12 protein-coding genes and 1 tRNA gene are annotated in these 17,263 nt (G+C 48.0%); 8 read left to right on the forward strand and 5 right to left on the reverse strand.

Annotation, left to right across the window (positions count from 1 at the left end; all coding sequences use genetic code 11):
* The first annotated feature begins 35 nt into the window (after positions 1-35).
* Positions 36-926, forward strand: a complete 891-nt coding sequence (locus DFR28_RS15730) for a 1-aminocyclopropane-1-carboxylate deaminase/D-cysteine desulfhydrase (protein WP_113955342.1) — start codon at positions 36-38, stop codon at positions 924-926.
* A 126-nt stretch (positions 927-1,052) separates the two neighbouring features.
* Here the strand turns inward: DFR28_RS15730 and DFR28_RS15735 are convergent.
* The 3 genes from DFR28_RS15735 to dnaG all read right to left on the reverse strand — a co-directional run bounded on the left by DFR28_RS15735 (position 1,053) and on the right by dnaG (position 5,095).
* A tRNA-Ile gene (locus DFR28_RS15735) sits at positions 1,053-1,129 on the reverse strand.
* A 112-nt stretch (positions 1,130-1,241) separates the two neighbouring features.
* Positions 1,242-3,071, reverse strand: coding sequence for an RNA polymerase sigma factor RpoD (gene rpoD / locus DFR28_RS15740; protein WP_113955343.1), 1,830 nt, complete (start codon positions 3,069-3,071; stop codon positions 1,242-1,244).
* A 197-nt stretch (positions 3,072-3,268) separates the two neighbouring features.
* Entirely contained in the window at positions 3,269-5,095 is a 1,827-nt protein-coding gene (gene dnaG / locus DFR28_RS15745) for a DNA primase (protein WP_113955344.1), read from the reverse strand.
* Between the two features lie 216 nt (positions 5,096-5,311).
* Here dnaG and DFR28_RS15750 point away from each other — a divergent pair, with 216 nt between their 5' ends.
* A complete protein-coding gene (locus tag DFR28_RS15750; protein ID WP_147251031.1) occupies positions 5,312-6,010 on the forward strand; it encodes a hypothetical protein in 699 nt (232 codons plus the stop codon).
* 155 nt (positions 6,011-6,165) lie between these two features.
* A complete protein-coding gene (locus tag DFR28_RS15755) occupies positions 6,166-7,656 on the forward strand; it encodes a hypothetical protein (protein WP_211317025.1) in 1,491 nt (496 codons plus the stop codon).
* Positions 7,657-7,765: 109 nt separating this feature from the next.
* Here the strand turns inward: DFR28_RS15755 and DFR28_RS15760 are convergent, their stop codons facing one another.
* Together DFR28_RS15760 and rpsU are read right to left on the reverse strand one after the other, a co-directional pair.
* Positions 7,766-8,209 carry a GatB/YqeY domain-containing protein gene (locus DFR28_RS15760; RefSeq protein WP_113955347.1) on the reverse strand — a complete coding sequence of 148 codons (444 nt, stop codon included), beginning with the start codon at positions 8,207-8,209 and terminating at the stop codon, positions 7,766-7,768.
* A 51-nt stretch (positions 8,210-8,260) separates the two neighbouring features.
* A complete protein-coding gene (gene rpsU, locus DFR28_RS15765) occupies positions 8,261-8,476 on the reverse strand; it encodes a 30S ribosomal protein S21 (RefSeq protein WP_113955348.1) in 216 nt (71 codons plus the stop codon).
* 236 nt (positions 8,477-8,712) lie between these two features.
* Between rpsU and tsaD the strand changes: the two genes are divergently transcribed.
* From tsaD to DFR28_RS15795, 5 genes are all read left to right on the forward strand, one after another.
* Complete coding sequence (gene tsaD / locus DFR28_RS15770) at positions 8,713-9,729, forward strand: tRNA (adenosine(37)-N6)-threonylcarbamoyltransferase complex transferase subunit TsaD (RefSeq protein ID WP_113955349.1); 1,017 nt, start codon at positions 8,713-8,715, stop codon at positions 9,727-9,729.
* Positions 9,730-9,819: 90 nt separating this feature from the next.
* Positions 9,820-10,518, forward strand: a complete 699-nt coding sequence (locus DFR28_RS15775) for a response regulator transcription factor (protein ID WP_113955350.1) — start codon at positions 9,820-9,822, stop codon at positions 10,516-10,518.
* A 94-nt stretch (positions 10,519-10,612) separates the two neighbouring features.
* Positions 10,613-12,667: a sulfatase-like hydrolase/transferase gene (locus tag DFR28_RS15780; RefSeq protein WP_113955351.1), complete on the forward strand. Its 2,055-nt coding sequence runs from the start codon at positions 10,613-10,615 to the stop codon at positions 12,665-12,667.
* Positions 12,668-12,839: 172 nt separating this feature from the next.
* Positions 12,840-14,417: a hypothetical protein gene (locus tag DFR28_RS19850; RefSeq protein ID WP_211317026.1), complete on the forward strand. Its 1,578-nt coding sequence runs from the start codon at positions 12,840-12,842 to the stop codon at positions 14,415-14,417.
* Positions 14,418-14,476: 59 nt separating this feature from the next.
* Positions 14,477-17,236, forward strand: a complete 2,760-nt coding sequence (locus DFR28_RS15795; protein ID WP_170132133.1) for a 7TM diverse intracellular signaling domain-containing protein — start codon at positions 14,477-14,479, stop codon at positions 17,234-17,236.
* Positions 17,237-17,263: the final 27 nt, after the last annotated feature.

Genomic DNA, 17,263 nt, shown 5'->3' on the forward strand with positions numbered 1-17,263 from the left:
AAGATTTTAAAAGTCTTGGCTGACAGATAAGCTTGATGGAATTTAACTCGATCTCGATTGCCGAAATACCGTTAATTGTTGCCAGGGATGACCTCAATCATAGAGCGGTGTCGGGCAATAAACTGCACAAATTGACACCGAATATCGAGCTTGCCAAGGCTGGAAACTATTCAACAATTTTGAGTTTCGGTGGCCCCTATTCGAATCATCTGCACGCGCTTGCATGGGCTTGCAAGGAGTCGGGCTTAGCCAGTATTGGGGTAGTTCGCGGGGAGCTTCATGCCAACTTAACTGACACATTAAAAGACTGTCAGGCATGGGGAATGCGCTTGTTTGCATCGCAACGTAAAGAATATCGAGAGTATCAACAAGCTTTGGCGCTCGGTTTAGCGCTAAAGTTTGCTAATAGCTCATCTATTGCGTCTTTGTCTGAGCAGCTTGAGGACACTCTTATTCTTCCTGAAGGTGGAAGTAACCTGATTGCGATTGAGTCTCTAAGCAAGGCATATGCGGAGGTCTTTAGCTTGCCGCACTGCTCTGGTATTACCCATGCGGTCTGCGCAACGGGCACTGGTGCCACACTTGCTGGTTTATATAAAGCAGCACCACGGCGGATCAAGGTGATTGGGATTCAAGCGGTTGCCGAATCTGACGCCACGCTAAAGCGTATACACGGGTGGCTAGGCGAAAAGCCATTGAATCTGAGTATTGAGCCGGGGCATTTAGGTGGATTTGGCAAGATACCGACCGAATTAGTGAGGTTTGTTGAAGAGTTTGAAGCTAATTTTAACGTGCCGCTAGACCCTATTTATAATGGCAAGGTGATGTATAAGTTGTCGCAAATGATAGCAGCGGGCTACTTCAAAAAGACTGATAAGGTTTTGGTTATGCATACCGGTGGGTTGCAAGGAAAACGCGGTAGCTAGGCTTATAAGCTCTGGCTCTGCGGTGGTGCTACAAGGAATTTGCTTGCGTCATGGATTTTTAATAAGGCAAGACAATGTGCGTAAAGTTTAATTATCCCGAGAGGAGAGATTCTGGATGTTGAAAAATGGTGGGCCCTGAAGGACTTGAACCTTCGACCGATCGATTATGAGTCGAGCGCTCTAACCAACTGAGCTAAGGGCCCCAAATTTTTCAAACGGGATGCTAACACAGATTTAAATGCCGCTAAATAACGTAACAAATTAATGTGCAAACAAACGATGCGCTCCTCGAGTGAGGAGCGCAATAATACAAAATTAGTTTTGTTCGAGAAAGCTTTTTAAGTGCTCTGAACGACTTGGATGGCGTAATTTACGTAACGCCTTGGCTTCAATTTGTCGAATCCGCTCACGCGTAACATCAAACTGCTTGCCGACTTCTTCCAAGGTATGGTCAGTGTTCATGCCGATACCAAATCGCATGCGCAATACTTTGGCTTCTCTCGGTGTAAGACTTTCAAGGATTTCAGAGGTTGCATTCAATAACCCTGAAGTTGTCGCGGCTTCCATTGGTGCTTCAACATTTTTGTCTTCGATAAAGTCACCTAAGTTGCTGTCTTCATCGTCACCAATTGGAGTCTCCATTGAAATCGGTTCCTTAGCGATTTTGAGAACCTTGCGAATCTTATCTTCTGGCATCTCCATTTTTTCAGCCAACTCTTCTGGCAACGCCTCGCGACCTTTCTCTTGAAGAATTTGACGTGAAATACGGTTCAACTTATTGATTGTTTCAATCATGTGCACCGGAATTCGAATAGTGCGAGCTTGGTCAGCAATAGAGCGTGTGATCGCCTGACGAATCCACCAAGTTGCGTACGTCGAAAACTTATAACCGCGACGGTATTCAAACTTATCAACCGCTTTCATTAGGCCGATGTTGCCTTCCTGGATTAAATCTAGGAACTGTAAGCCGCGATTGGTGTATTTTTTAGCAATCGAAATCACCAATCGAAGGTTTGCTTCGACCATCTCTTTTTTGGCGCGTCGAGCTTTGGCTTCACCGATCGACATGCGACGGTTGATGTCCTTGATTTCTTCAATCGGAACGCCAAGCGTATCGACAATACGTCGCAACTTGGCTTGAGACATCAAGATCATTGCGTGATTATCTTCGACTTCACCTTTCTGTTTGGCGGCAGCAAGCAGTTTTTCGTACAGATCTTCGTCTGTCTCACCGCTTACGAAAATCTCAATAAATTCTTTGCGTGAAATTCCCGCTTCCGTGACCGCAATGTCCATAATCGCTTTTTCAAAGCCACGAATGACCTCGACTTGCTCGCGAATGGACTCCCACAAATGTTCAATGATTTTTGGAACAAACTTGATTTCCATCAATCCTTCGATTAGCTCAGCTTGAACCTTACGTGCTTGCTTGCTATCAAAACCATGTGACTCTAAGGCTTTTGCGTGGCGAGCATGTTGACGCTTCATTAACTTGAATCGTTCAATCGCCTCGTCCATGTCAGGGCCGGTATCGACGGGTTTTTCTTCTTCCTCGTCTTCGTCATCATCGTCGTCTTTCTTTTGCGCGGCCGAACCAGATTGCACTGGGTTCGGGTCGATTTCAGCATTTGGATCGATAAACGCAACCAATAGATCGGTAAGACGCATCTCTTCTTTTTCGATTGCGTCGAAATAGTCCAAAATAGTCTGAATTGCAGATGGGCAAGCCGCCATCGCCTCAGTGGACTGACGAATACCGTCTTCGATGCGCTGTGCCAGATTGATTTCATCGGCGCGCGTCAATAGATCCACTGTACCCATTTCGCGCATGTACATGCGTACCGGGTCAGTGGTGCGTCCAAACTCACTTTCAACTGCTGTGGCTAGCACCGCATCGGTATTGTCATCGTCTTCTTCGGCTTCTTTGTCAGCCGCGGCCTTGTGCAACAAGGTGTCGGCATCTGGAACGCTGTCGAATACGTCGATACCCATGTCGTTGATCATGTTCACTACTGACTCAATTTGGTCAGTATCGTTCATGTCTTCCGGAAGGTGATCGTTGATCTCTCGATAGGTCAGGAAGCCTTGTTCCTTGCCTTTAAGGATCAGTCGTTTGAGTTCAGTCTTTTTGCTACTCGAATCCATTAATGGAACCTCACATCAGCTCTTGCACTGTTGAATATCAAGCAGCACAAATAGCCAAATGGTGTAAATGGTTTTAAATAAGGTTAACGCCTAATTTTATAACAAATAATGCGAGAATTCGCTTTTTTTGGCGTAAAACTCTCTTTATTTGGCCTTTTTAAATAGGGGCTTAGGTTCACTTTTTCAAGCACTACACACTATTTATAACTTTCACGCAGAAAGTTCATTAGGGTTTGTCGGCGCTGCTCATCCTCTTGACTCAAGGCAGAGGCGCGTGCACGCTTGCTTAATGCTTCTAATTCATTGGTCGCGCGGATAATTTCATTGGCATTATACTCTTCTATCACTTTGCAAATAGTGCCGTTAATTAGTTGTTTTGCGTCGTCCTCTTCCAAATGCTCCATGTTGTTGTGCTGGTGGTTGGCCAGCTGCGACAAGGTTGCAAAGAATGATTCTTGTCGATACCGCTCTAATAGCGTGGCGGTTGATGCATTGGGGTTCTCGACACAGGCTGCATATAGCGATTGGATGATCCCAATGCCTCGCATTTGATCGTCGGGTATGCCGCCCAAGGCGGCAAATTCTGGATGTAAGTGTGGGTATTGTAAGATCAACGATAAAGCGCGGCGAACGGGAGTGATATACCCAGTGTGATCTGATTTTGCTTGCGGTTGGCGGTTATTCGGCCGTTGCGCCGGTTCCGCTTCATTCATGGTTTCTTGTGAGGCTAAGTCTTGCACGCTGACTTGGGTAATTGACGCGAGTCTGTCGAGGATTAGTTTTTTCAGTACGCCGTTTGGTAGCTTGTCGATCAATGGCCGAGCGAGCTTGCTCAGCTTGGCGCGCCCATCCAAGCGATTTACATCTGCCTGGGTCTGCAAGTTTTCGATTAAAAAATCTGGGAGTGGTTTTGCGTCGGTAATGAGAGCCTGAAACGCATCTTTGCCAATTTTTTTCACCATGGTATCGGGGTCTTCACCGTCAGGTAAAAATAGGAAGCTGACTTGAAAGCCATCTTGGAGGGCCGATAGGCTGGTTTCAAGGGCTTTCCACGCTGCTTCACGGCCCGCTCGATCGCCATCAAAACAAAATGTGATATTCGGAGTATGCCGAAATAGGCGCTGTAGATGCATGGGAGTGGTGGCGGTGCCTAACGTGGCGACCGCGTTATTGATGCCCGCTTGAGCTAGGGCCACGACATCCATATAACCTTCAACCACCAACACACCGTCGGCGTCTTTGATGCCTCCACGTGCTGCGTATAGTCCATAAAGCTCGGAACCTTTATGAAAAATTGGGGTTTCTGGGGAATTTAAATATTTTGGGTTGCCTGGCTGCGGGTTCTCAGATTCCAGAACGCGGCCGCCAAAGCCGACGATTCGACCTCGGTGGTCATGAATGGGGAACATGATCCGATGTCGAAAGCGATCGTAAACTCGCTTCTTTTCGTTCTCGGTTAGCATGCCGGTGTCTAGCAGGGCTTTCTGCGTAGAGACAGTGCTGCCAAGTTGGCTCATTAAGTTGTCCCAGCCTTCGGGGGCGAAACCGAGGCCGAACCGTTTGGCGATATCGCCACTTAAGCCTCGAGCTTTTAAATAGGAAACGGCTTGATCTCGGTCTTTATGTTGGCGCAGCTGGGTTTGGTAGAACTCATTTACCTGTTCCATTAGCTGATATAAGTCGACGCCCGCTACTGAGGTGTTTTTGGGCGTGAAGCCTTGTGCTTCCTCCGGTATCTCCATGCCGGCGCTCGACGCCAACTTTTCAATTGCGTCGCGAAACTCCATGTGGTCGTATTCCATCAAGAAGCTAATCGCGGTGCCGTTGGCGCCACAGCCAAAGCAATGATAAAACTGTTTGCTTGGTGATACGGTAAACGATGGCGTTTTTTCGCCATGAAAGGGGCAGCAAGCCTTGTAGTTTGCACCAGCTTTTTTAAGCGGCACATAGGCATCTATCAAGTCGACGACATCGATTCGATTGAGTAGTTGATCTATGAAGTGTTGAGGAATGCGCCCGGCCATGGCGGTATTCTACCCTGTCATGAAAACAAGGTACTAGCTTTAGTGGGCCAGCTTATGATGATTGTCATATTGTCGCTCGCAAGGCCTTGAATTAACTGCGTATATTGGATGGTAATCACTTTGAGTATGCTGGCAGCGGATTGCTCGACCTCGAAAAGTGCTAGGTGCGTTAGTTTTGCTAATTGGGGCAAATTGATTTTACGTTACAATTCGCGGATGCCAAATTCAAAATTTACTATTAAAAAGCGATTCAATGGCCCGCCGACCTCAGCAAATGGCGGGTATACAGCGGGAATGTTAGCCAAATCTTTAGTTGGCGATGTGGCGGTGGTGCTGCGCAGCCCGCCTCCGCTAGAAGCTGAGTTGGAGGTGCATATGGCAAATGGCTCGGCGGATCTCTTGCATGAAGATAAGCTGATCGCAACCGCGCATCAAACCGTGCTCGAGTTGGCCGTGCCAGCGTGTCCAGAGGTGTCGCAAATCGAAGCGTCACATGATCATTACCCCAGTGTTGATGAATCTGTATTCGCGACCTGCTTTGTGTGCGGTCCGGCGCGTAAACATGGTGATGGGTTAAATGTGTTTCCGGTGGCCCTAAATGACGATAGCTGCGTTGCTAGTCACTGGGTGCCTGTTGACAATATGGTTGATGCTGACGGTCTGGTTGCCACAGAGATCCTATGGGCGGCATTGGATTGTCCAGGGTATTTCGCGCATCGAGCTAAAAATGTGCTAATGTTGTTGGGGTCTATGACGGCATCGATAGCTTATCGACCTGAGCCAAACCAACCACTCGTCGTCATGGGATGGCAGATTGGAGTGGACGGCCGTAAGTATTATTCTGGAACGGCCATTTTCGATCATGCTGGAAGCTTGTGTGCGAAATCAACCCAGACCTGGGTTAAGCTTAAATAAGTAGTGCTAATGAGTTTGGTCTTAGTGTTACCGCGATCAATGGAACCTAGACAATGTGCAAGAGACGGATATTTGAGGCCTTAGTGTTGCTAAGTTTGAGCGTGCAGGCTCACGCAACGCTTGTTAGCACGCCGGTTGGTGAGCCCTGTAGTGCGATGTTCAATTTTAATGGGGAAGCTTATTTTTGTGCAGATAACCCTCTCGCAGGAGCAGAACTGCATGCTGCCAATGGTGGTCGATACTCTACTCGCTTAGTGGTTGATTTAGCGTTAGGCTCAGATGGTTCTAGTCCTTTTGGGTTCTTTGAACTTAACGGCTTTCTATACTTTTTTGCTGACACTGCGGCGGCCGGACATGCGCTTTGGCGAACAGATGGCACGGCTGCGGGAACAGTCTTAATACGCTCTATTTCCCAAGACTTCGGTGGTTACCCTACCCGTGTTAAATCGGTTCTCGCGCAACGTGAAACGATTGTGGCTGAGGGTAATGGTGTTGTCTATTTTGAGGCTTACTCGACGCCCGGCGATGTCAACGGCGAGCCAGAGGAATTAATTCGCACCGACGGTACGTTTAGCGGTACTAAAGAGATAGTTAATACCTCTTTGGTCGGTGGGTTTGTGGGCTCCTTGAGCGCTACAAATTATCGGGTTTTCGGTGGTGATTTGTATTATTTGTCCCTAGGCGCGCTGCATCGGGTTTCTGGCGATGTGAGTAACCTTGTTGCAACGATTCCGTTCGATAGTGGCGGGGATGCGACGTTATTCACTGATCTTACGCTAGATGGCAATATGGTGATTTCGGCGGCTGGTGAGATATGGTTGAGTGATGGTTCGGTGAGCGGCACCGAGCTCTATCGGCCGAGTGTTGGAGTTGATCCACCTCGGGTGTTCCCTTTTGCGGTGCTCAGTAACAAGCTGCTATACCTTGCGCTTGAGGATATTCCACAGCTTCTTGCCACCGATACTCCAGATGATGAGGTCGTCATTGAGAGTTTAAGTGGGTTCAGCTTGTTGTTGTCAAGTCAGGCGGTTTTTGGGGGCAGGTTGCTGGTGGCAGATAAGACTGAAACTTACAGTACTGACGGCACGATAACAGGTACCGTCTCGACCGCAGCCACCAATTTATACAGTGCGCGCCAAATTAACTCCTCATTTTTTGGTTTCGCCGGTGAGCCAACCTTTCAAAATCCGGCTTCAGACTTAGTTAAGTTCGAACCCGCTACATTGGCTAGGATCAATCTTAAGAGTAATCTGCGTCGTTCATCGATATTAGGGGGGGTAAGTCAGGGTGTGTTGTTTAGTGATGTGCCGAGTGATAGCTATGCAGAAATCTGGTTATCCGATGGCTCGGTAGTTGGTACCAAGAAGTTGAAAACGCTTAGTTCGTCACATTCAATCGTCGAGTTGCATCGAGAAGGTGGGCGAGCATATATGCTCAATTTTCCAGACTCGGGGTCGAGCGGTGAAGTTTGGCACTCGGATGGGACTGTGGCGGGCACTTATCGCTTAGATTTCACCTACGAAAATGGGGTAATTCCGCCATCTAAAGAGGTGTTGGGGAGCTTGCCCGCGAGCTTGTTTTTATTACTACTGGACGAAGATGCGGCGCCAAAGAGTGCAAACAAAGGCGACATTCAGTCGAACTAATTATTCTAGTCGAACTAATTATTCGCACTGCTTAATTTTTAGCTGACTAGCCGGCCCAGAATAATAGTTGAGCGAGAAGACTTGCAGGAATACAGCAAGAAAATTTTGCTTAGCTAAGTTTAGCTCGGATTAAACCGCTCACCTTTCCCATGTCGGCTTTGCCCTGCAGCTTGTCCTTGAGAATGCCCATAACCTTACCCATGTCTTGCATTGAGCTGGCGCCGGTCGATGAGATTGCGTCGGCCACGGCTGCAGCGACCTCTTCATCGCTGAGTTGAGCTGGCATGTAGACCATTAAATTGTCGACGTGCGTTTGCTCTTTTTCAGCTAAATCCTGACGTTCTCCGGCCTTAAACTGAGTGATAGCGTCTTGAGATTGCTTTATTTGCTTTTGCAAAATGAGCATAACTTCATCGTCGCCGATTTCAGTTTGATCATCCACTTCCTTGCGTTGGATAGCTGCACGGAGCATGCGAATAGACTCAAGCTGCGATGCTTGTTTTGCACGCATCGCAGTTTTCATGTCCGCTAGGATTTGATCTTTCAGCGACATTTAATATCCTTCTTAATAGTTGGTCCTTCTAAACAATAGAAGGAGAGCTATTTAGTAGAGGCGAGTAGTACGAATACGGCCACGTGAGGCACGTTTCATTTCACGCTTCTTAGCAGCAGCACCTTTGCGCTTACGTACTGAAGTTGGCTTTTCGTAGAATTCACGACGACGCATCTCAGTGAAGATACCAGCTTTCTCGCAAGAGCGACGGAAGCGGCGCAGGATGACGTCAAATGGTTCGTCGTTTTTTACTTTAACTTGTGGCATATCGGCTTTTTAAATTAATTTAAGTTCTCTAGAAATGACAATTAGTCATTCAGGACGCGCGATTCTATCCGTTTGAAATCAATTTGTATACTATTTCGTACGACAAATTAAGTTGACTATGGTGGCTGACTCAGCGGTTTCCCAACAATCATTTCCTTTGAGCGCGTCGAGGCTGGCATAATATCGCCTGTATAAACGTGTACTTCTCCCACAATCAACATAAGCGGAACCAGACAATGTCGGTCAGAATATTAGGTATTGAAACGTCCTGCGACGACACCGGTGTGGCGATTTACGATACCGAAGCAGGTTTGCTTGGTCATGCGTTGTATTCACAAATTGCAACTCACCAGGAATATGGCGGCGTGGTGCCGGAACTGGCTGCACGTGACCATATTCGTAAAGTCATTCCTTTGGTTGATGCCGTGCTGGCTAAAACCCAATGTGATCGCACGCATATAGATGGTATTGCTTACACTTGTGGTCCCGGCTTGGCTGGTGCGCTTCTGGCTGGGAGCGCGGTGGCGAAGGGTCTGGCATTCGCCTGGGATGTGCCAGCGGTTGGTGTGCATCACATGGAAGGTCATATGTTGGCTCCTATGTTAGAAAATCCGGCGCCTGAGTTCCCGTTTGTGGCGCTGTTGGTATCGGGCGGTCACACCTTGTTGGCCGAAGTTAAGGGAATTGGACAATATCGCATCTTGGGTCAAACTTTGGACGATGCCGTTGGTGAAGCATTTGATAAAACGGCCAAGATTTTGGGCTTGGGTTACCCCGGTGGTCCGGCTATCTCAAAAGTTGCTGAGCTTGGTGATCCGACACGCTTTAAGTTCCCGCGTCCGATGATTGACCGTCCGGGTATGACATTTAGTTTCAGTGGACTTAAAACCGCGGCGTTGAACACTGTGAATAAGCATGAGCTCGACCAGCAGACCATTGCCGACATTGCTTGTGCGTTTCAGGATGCGGCAGTTGAAACCTTAGTGATCAAATGCAAGCGTGCGTTACAGGAAACTCACATCAACAGATTGGTGGTTGCTGGTGGAGTTGGAGCGAACCGTCACCTACGTAAAGAGTTGCAAACAATGTGCGATAAGCAGCGTGCTGCGTTATTTTTTCCACGGATTGAATTTTGCACCGACAATGGCGCCATGATTGCTTTAGCTGGGGCATTTCGTATGCATCAGGCCAGTGATGATTTGTCGTTTCAGGTGAAGCCTAGGTGGCCGATAGATACGCTGTTGCCAGTGTGATTGGCATGTCACGCACAATTCATGACTCTGTTCATCCGTTACGTGATGACCTAAACTCACCTCGAGACTAACTCTGTGCTGTGAGGCGTCATGTCTAAGCTAAATGTGATTGTGGTCGACGACGACGTGGTCACGCGGTATTTAATCGGTTCAGCGCTGAAAGATGCTGGAATTTCAACGCAAGAGTGCGACAGTGCCGAGTCGCTTTTCGAACTTCTTGAAACTCAACGCGTCGAAGTGATTATTTTGGACATGGTGCTGCCTAATGTGAATGGCTTGAGTGCCTTGACGTACGTTCGAGAACGCTCTGATGTCGGTATTATCATGATATCCTCGCGCGCCAATGCCAATCAGCGACTTGATGGACTAAAAAAGGGTGCTGACGACTTCATTAATAAGCCGGTCGATACCGATGAGCTTATTTGGAAAGTCCGCCGTCTAGCTGAACGGGTGCAAAGCCAGCGTGGTAATAATGAAGAGCTGGATTTGAAAATCGGAAATTGTTTGCTGGTTGTGAGTGAGAATCAATTGACGCGCAGCGACCAGACAGCCGATTGCCGACTCACTGATGCTGAGTTGCGACTACTGATTACATTGCTCCATCATGATGCCCAACCTTGCAGCCGAAAGTTGCTGCATCAGTGCATTAGCCGAACTGAGGTAACGATAAGCAATGATCGAAGTATTGATACCCTAATTAGCCGAATCCGTCGCAAACTAGAGTCGTTGAACTGCAGTGCCTCGATCGCCGCGGTGCGTGGCAAGGGCTACCGCCTGACCATAGATTAGTTAACAGTTGTCTGCAATCGTAATGTCTTGTTGACAGTCGGTTAACAAAAATATCTCTAAATTAAATCCTCATACTTCCCTGAGGATTTAATCCATGACCGTCAAGCAGACGCCGCAAACCGCTCCTAATATCTTGTTCATTACCGTTGACCAGATGCGTTACCCAGATATGAGTGATGCGCAGTCGGGCATGCTCAACAGCCTTAAAGAGATATTTGGATTTCAGGCGCTTAGTAGTAACAACCCTTACGTTCAGCAGTTTCCTGGCTTCATGCGTCTCAGAAAGAACGCGGTGACGCTGCAAAATCATCATATTGCAGCTTCCGCCTGTGTGCCTAGCCGCACTACCATTTACACTGGCCAATATGGCACTCGAACTAAGGTCACGGAAACCGATAGTTTATTTAAATACGGCAGTGATCCGGCCTTTCCGTGGCTTGATCCACGAGGCATACCGACGATCGGTGACTGGTTTCGCGAAGCTGGATACGACACGCACTACTTTGGTAAATGGGATCTGTCTTATGCAGACGTTGAAGGGCCGCAAAAAGGTGATATCAATTCTTGGGGATTCGAGGATTGGAAATTCAGCTCGCCCGATGCACAGGGTGGTCAACTGAATCAATTGGGTGTTTATCGTGACCCCGGCTATGCGGATTTAGCGTGTACCTTTTTGCGCCGTAAGGCGATGAACTATGTTACGGCACAAGACAACCCGAAGCCTTGGTTTGCCACCGTATCTATTGTTAATCCACACGATATTGCCTCGGCCTATCCGATAAGCTGGTGGATGCCAGACGGTATTGAGGCTGACTCTGACAACGCCGACAAAATTCCCGCGCCGAATGGCGTGCAAACTATTGCCAAAGGTTCGGTCGAAGATAATCCTGCGACACCAAAGCCGGTGCCGGCAAAAAACAGTCGTTCTAATCCTTTGCCAGGTGGTACGTATCAAGTCGACCTTAACCCAACCGGGTTCGGTACTAGTGAGTCGTTATTCACCAATCCGCCAAGTTTGAGCGAGGATTTGACGACTAAGCCAGATTGCCAATTTGACTATAGTTATAAGATGGGTCTGGCCTTGAAGTCGCGTCGGCCAGAGTTTATTCGTGATTGGCAAACGCTGCCATTCCAGTCTTTTGCTGATCAAGGGCATCCGGAGCTAAGCGACAAGTGGTTTCAGGCCTATGGTCAATTCTATGCGTATCTACACACCTTGGCCGACCAGCAAATTGAGCGGGTATTAAAGACGCTCGATGAATCAGGTTTGGCCGACAACACAATTGTGGTCTTTCTGTCTGATCATGGTGAATATGGTGGCACGCATGGCGGCATGATAGAAAAATGGCATACGGCCTACGATCAGATCCTGCATGTGCCGGTGGTATTTTCAAGCCCGTTATTAAACAATAAAGATCATGCAATGAAGTCGGTTGATCAGTTAACTAGTCATATTGATATATTGCCGACCCTCTTAGGGCTCGCGGGCTATTCCACGTATCAGCAGCAGCACGCACTTGGCTTGCAATTGAAGCAGCAGCAAGATCAAACGTATGTGCCACTCCCTGGGGCTAACTTGACCAGCGTATTGACGGATCCGAGTCAGCAAATTCGCTTTCCAAGTTTTCCAACCGAAGGCGACGGTGAGGCACGGAATGAGATTCTATTTATCACCGACGATACAATTACTGATCATCTTGCTGGTGAGGCACCGACGCGCTCCTACCATCGATTTATGCAAATGGTCGATGATTACACCGAAATACAACCGCGCTTGAAACCCGGTCCGGTAGTTCAACCGAATCATATTCGTTGTATTAAATGGACTATTCAAAATTCAGATAATTCTTTATTGAATGGAGTGACCTGGAAGCTGGCGCGTTATTGGGACCCTGCTGGTACCGAACCTGATCAATGGGAGTTTTACAATTTGGATTTGGACCCAGCTGAGCTTAATAATTTGGTGACATGGAGCAACGGCGAGCCGCTTGTATTGGCAGATCGATTGCCTGTCGATAGCGGTTTGAATAACGATGATTTGCAACAGGCTCTGAATGAATCGAGATGTCGACTATTGTTTTTGGAGAAGCTTTACTTAGAGCCAGTTTCGCCGTTTGAAGAAGCTTATGTGTTAGAAAAAGTGAAGTAATCTAGCATGGCTTAAGAGACGTTCGAGAGTTAATAGCTCAGCAGTGTGCAAGTTGGCTGGGCTGTTTGGTGCTGTTATCTAACTCGACGATTGCCTATGCTACAGACCCTAAATAATCGGCTGCTGCTGGCAATTGCGCGCCGTATTTGACTAAAACACTTTGGAGGAATTTATGTCACAACTTGATTACGTGGTGCCACAGCGCAGCGAGCAATTGTTTACCGTATTGGAGGCATGCAGTAGCAACAACAAGTTTGCGGCTGCTGAGATACCTCAGCATCCATTTATGGCGCCTAATAATTTTGGTAGTCCGCACCAAGATGCTTGGTGTTCGGAGTCTGTGTCCTTAGCTGGACCTACCAGCAGTAAATTGCAGCTAACCTTGCAGCGTAACCCCTATGGTTATACGGCTAATATGGTGTGTAATTCAGCCAATCAAATGATCGGGGTATCGTTCGATTATGTTACGCAGACCTTCTATGTTGTGATGTTTGACGCAGACTGCAATATTATTTCGGCTACACCTGCCGGTAGCCGCCAAGGTAGTACGTTTGGTGGTGGGTATTTTTACCTAGATAATCATGACAATACGATCGTGGTGCAAGACAACACGATAATCTCCTACCCGACCCAGCAACAAGAGTTGCAACAAGATATCTACGCGCTAACGCCAAACTGGGTGAGCGACAATATAGTCGAACTCGTTACCAATCAAGCTAACACGCTATATTCGGCGCTGCCGGTGTGGGACGCAGGTTTGCCGAATCACTATTGGTGCCTGATTTCGGGTACCTACGATTACGATAATTACCCCGATGCCATTCTAGAGTCGCCAGCCTATATGGCCGTTGTTGAAGTTGTGGCACAAGGCTCGGGCAGTTACCGTACCGAACTGCGTGGCAAAATTGAGTTGTCAGGTCAGTGGAATAACAATACCTTCGCGGTTGACGAGGCTGGTGCGTACATTGTTACCAATGGCGTGCCAGAGCATGGAAGCGGTAATGCTGGGCAAGGGTATTTGTGGGCGTTTGAATACCAAAATGGCGCAGTAAGCGCACTCTGGAAAACCGCTTATCAAAATGCTGGCTACTTAAAGCCCGGCCAGAAGAATATAGGTTCGGGTACCACGCCAACTTTAACCGAGACACCTGATGGCACACGCTTAGTCGCCATTGCTGACAACGCTGATCCGCAGCTTCATGTGTTGGTATGCAATCGTGATACTGGTGAACCAGTAGCCGAAATTCCGTGCTTTGAAAAGATGCGTAGCGCGGATGAAGCCTCATTGATCGGCGTTGGAAACACCTTTATTGCAGAAAATAATTTTGCACACTATCCGACTTGGCCACATTCACAAGTGATTCCTAATGGCACTGGCATGTCATCGATTACGGTTAATGCGACTGGCGACAACGCCGGTTTAGAAACCACTTGGGACATGCCCAACACACATTTTTATGCAATGAATATGCTGTGTCGTGCGAGCGGTATTATTTTCGCGCATACCTGTGATTGGAGTAGCGATGAGTCCGATGAAAAAGGTGGAATGTATTATGTTTCGGCGATTGATTCATTCAATGGGCGAACCATCTGGCGCATCCCGTTAGGGCGTGGAGTAGATTATTGCCATGAGTATGGTGGTATCTATTTCAACAAAAATGGTGATTTATATATTGGTACTAATAAATACATTGCCAAAATCGGCAACTATTATGATCGAGCAGCCGAGACCAAAGCCTCGCTGATCTAAATCGAATTGGAACGCCGCACTAGGCAGTTGCGGCGTTCAATGCAATACTCGCCGAGATGGTGGCATGGTTAAAACAGGTTGATAGACTAGGGGCGAATCGCGTTGGTGCGCGTGCATTGTTGGTTATGGTGTTACTTGTGCTCCCCTTTGCCGGGCAAGCTGCTTCGCGACTAGTTATCACCGACGATTTGCTAAGCAGTAGTAACGTTGATCTGCAAGCGTATACCTTGGTTTTGCCGGATCCTGACAACGCTATATCTGCATCGCAAGCAGTCGAAACAATGTTGCAGCACAGTGGGCTGCAATCTGAGTTCGACTCTAACGCCAAGTATTACTGGTTTTTGACGCCGCTGAAAAATCATTCATCTGAAAGTCATTGGTCGATTCGGTCAAATAACGTGCTGTATGACAGTATGGAATTTTACTGGTATTGCAAAGGTCAGCCAATCAGCAAAATGCCGCAGCCCGAATTGGGCCTAAATAGCGCTAATCTGAGCACGTCGTTTTATGTAGACCTAACGATTCCCGCTGATACTGAGTGTGGTTTTTTGCAACAAGCGAGTGTGACGGCATTTTATCCAGTGCAGATATACCTGCTGCCAAGCTCGGCGGTGCTAGCACAATCCAATCTGCATACGGTGTTAAACCTAATGGGGTTTGGCATCATAATTGGTCTGGTTATCTATAATTTGCTTCTCAGTGCGTCGCTACGTAGTTCGACCTACTTATTGTATAGTCTCTATGCCAGCATACACTTTCTGCTGCTACTGCTAGTGTCTTCGCGCCATACAATAATTGATTTGCCGAGCTGGAATAGTGTTCAGTGGTTTCGCTTTTTGAGTGCAAGCCTAATGGTTATGTTTATTTGGCTTACCTTGAAATTCATGCAGCCGGGTTTTCAATTAGCGCGCGAAGGGTTTACCAGCCCGGTCGCTAAGCGCCTTAGTTTGGCACTCAAGCGGTTGAGCTGGATACCGGTGATGGTGATGCTGTGCTTTGCTTTCGAGGCCATTTTTTGGCCACAGCACCTTGGTAAAACTGCGTCTATTTATCCACCTGCGTATATTTTATGTAGCCTATTTATTCCTATAATTTCGTTGTCAACGGCGTTAACTGGCTATCGTCCTGCTTGGGTATTTCTGTCGGCTTGGAGCATTTTGATTGCCACTCACATTCTTGGCTCGCTGGACCTGATGGGAGTGATCGAGCTCGGAGGCTGGAGTCGAACCCAGGCTGTATTGGGTGGCGCGACAGAAATGATTTTGCTCTCAATTGCGTTGGGGATGAGTCTGACTGCATCGCAAGCGGCACGTCAGCGGTCACGCTTAGCACGTCAGCGTGCGGAGACTATGATGGAGCAACGCGACAAATTTTTGTCGACGGTGAGTCACGAGATTCGCACGCCATTGCATGCCATGCTGGGCGCCTCTGAGTTGCTCGGCAAAACATCACTCAATCAGCAGCAAAAACGTTATTGGACGGCTACGCATTATGCTGCTGAATCACTGTACGCGCTGACTGACAATCTATTGGACCGAAATCAGCCTGAGCAACAACATGCCAAGCAGCAATATGATCCAGCGCGTTTAGTCGACGCCATGGTGCAGCTGCTTCGACACCGTGCTGAAGAAAAAGGCCTACAAGTTGTTGTTGATTTGCAATCTGCTGGTGACTCGTCATTGCCTGCGTGGCTTGAGGGCAATCCAGTCATTATTCGTCGCTTGTTGATCAACTTAATAAGTAATGCGGTTAAGTACACCGAGTCGGGCACTATCTCGGTGACGGCTGGCTGGCATCAAGACTCTGGCATGCTGCAGTTAGAGATCCGCGATACCGGTAAAGGTATGTCGCGAGTACAACTCGAGCGGGTACGTCAAGCGCTTAATCAGCGCGTCGAAGTGCTCTATTCCGACGACCCTAGTTCTGGGCTAGGCCTAGCAATTTGTCAGGAGCTAACCAATAGCATTGGCGGTACTCTGGCGATTGATAGTCAGGCCGACTTATCGCAAGCTGAGCACGGCACGGTGGTGACGATTAGTCTACCAATGCAGGAAGTGAGTCAAGTTCAAACGGCGGAGGTACTACCGAATGAGCACTTAAGTCGCACGGTGTTAGTGGTTGATGATTTGGATAGTAATCGGATGATTGCGTCGGAGTTACTGTCGCAAGCGGGTCATCGAGTGTTGCAGGCTAGATCAGGTAGCGAGGCCTTGTTGGTGCTAGCGCACGAGTCGGTTGATGTTGTCTTGAGTGACTTGCGAATGCCAGAAATGGATGGCGAAGAACTTCTTAATGCGATCCGGTCAACCGAGACCACGCGCGACATAAGGTTTGTGATCAGCAGTGCGCATTTGTCATTGGATGTTCAAGCACGCGTGCTACGGCGAGCCAATACCCAATGCTTGCCAAAGCCTTATAGCCGCGAGCGCTTGCTCAGCATTGTCGAGATCGATGGGTCTTCTGCGTCAATGTCTTCCCAGCCGGTCTTTTCTGAGCCAAGCGCTGATACGGCATCGCAAAAGCTGTTGGCTGAACTTGGAGCTCAGAAAATGAGTGTCTTGATGGGGTTGTATAACGAGCAGATTCTAGTCGATAAGCAGCGCATTGCTGAGGGTCTCGAGTGCCAAGATGCTGCTGCAATTAAAGTTGCGGCACATCGAATTGTAAGCGCTAGCCAAACTCTCGGTGTGCTGACTAACGCACAAACTGCCGCCCATATCGAAGACGAAATAGGCCACATAGATCAGAGCAGTTGGTCGGAATTACACGCGAAGCTGTCAATAGAGCTAAAAAAAATTTCCGTAGTAGGCACTCCTTAAAGGGATAACATTCCGCCTTAGTAAATC

Origin of the sequence: Arenicella xantha (assembly GCF_003315245.1) — a bacterium.
Classification (GTDB): domain Bacteria; phylum Pseudomonadota; class Gammaproteobacteria; order Arenicellales; family Arenicellaceae; genus Arenicella; species Arenicella xantha.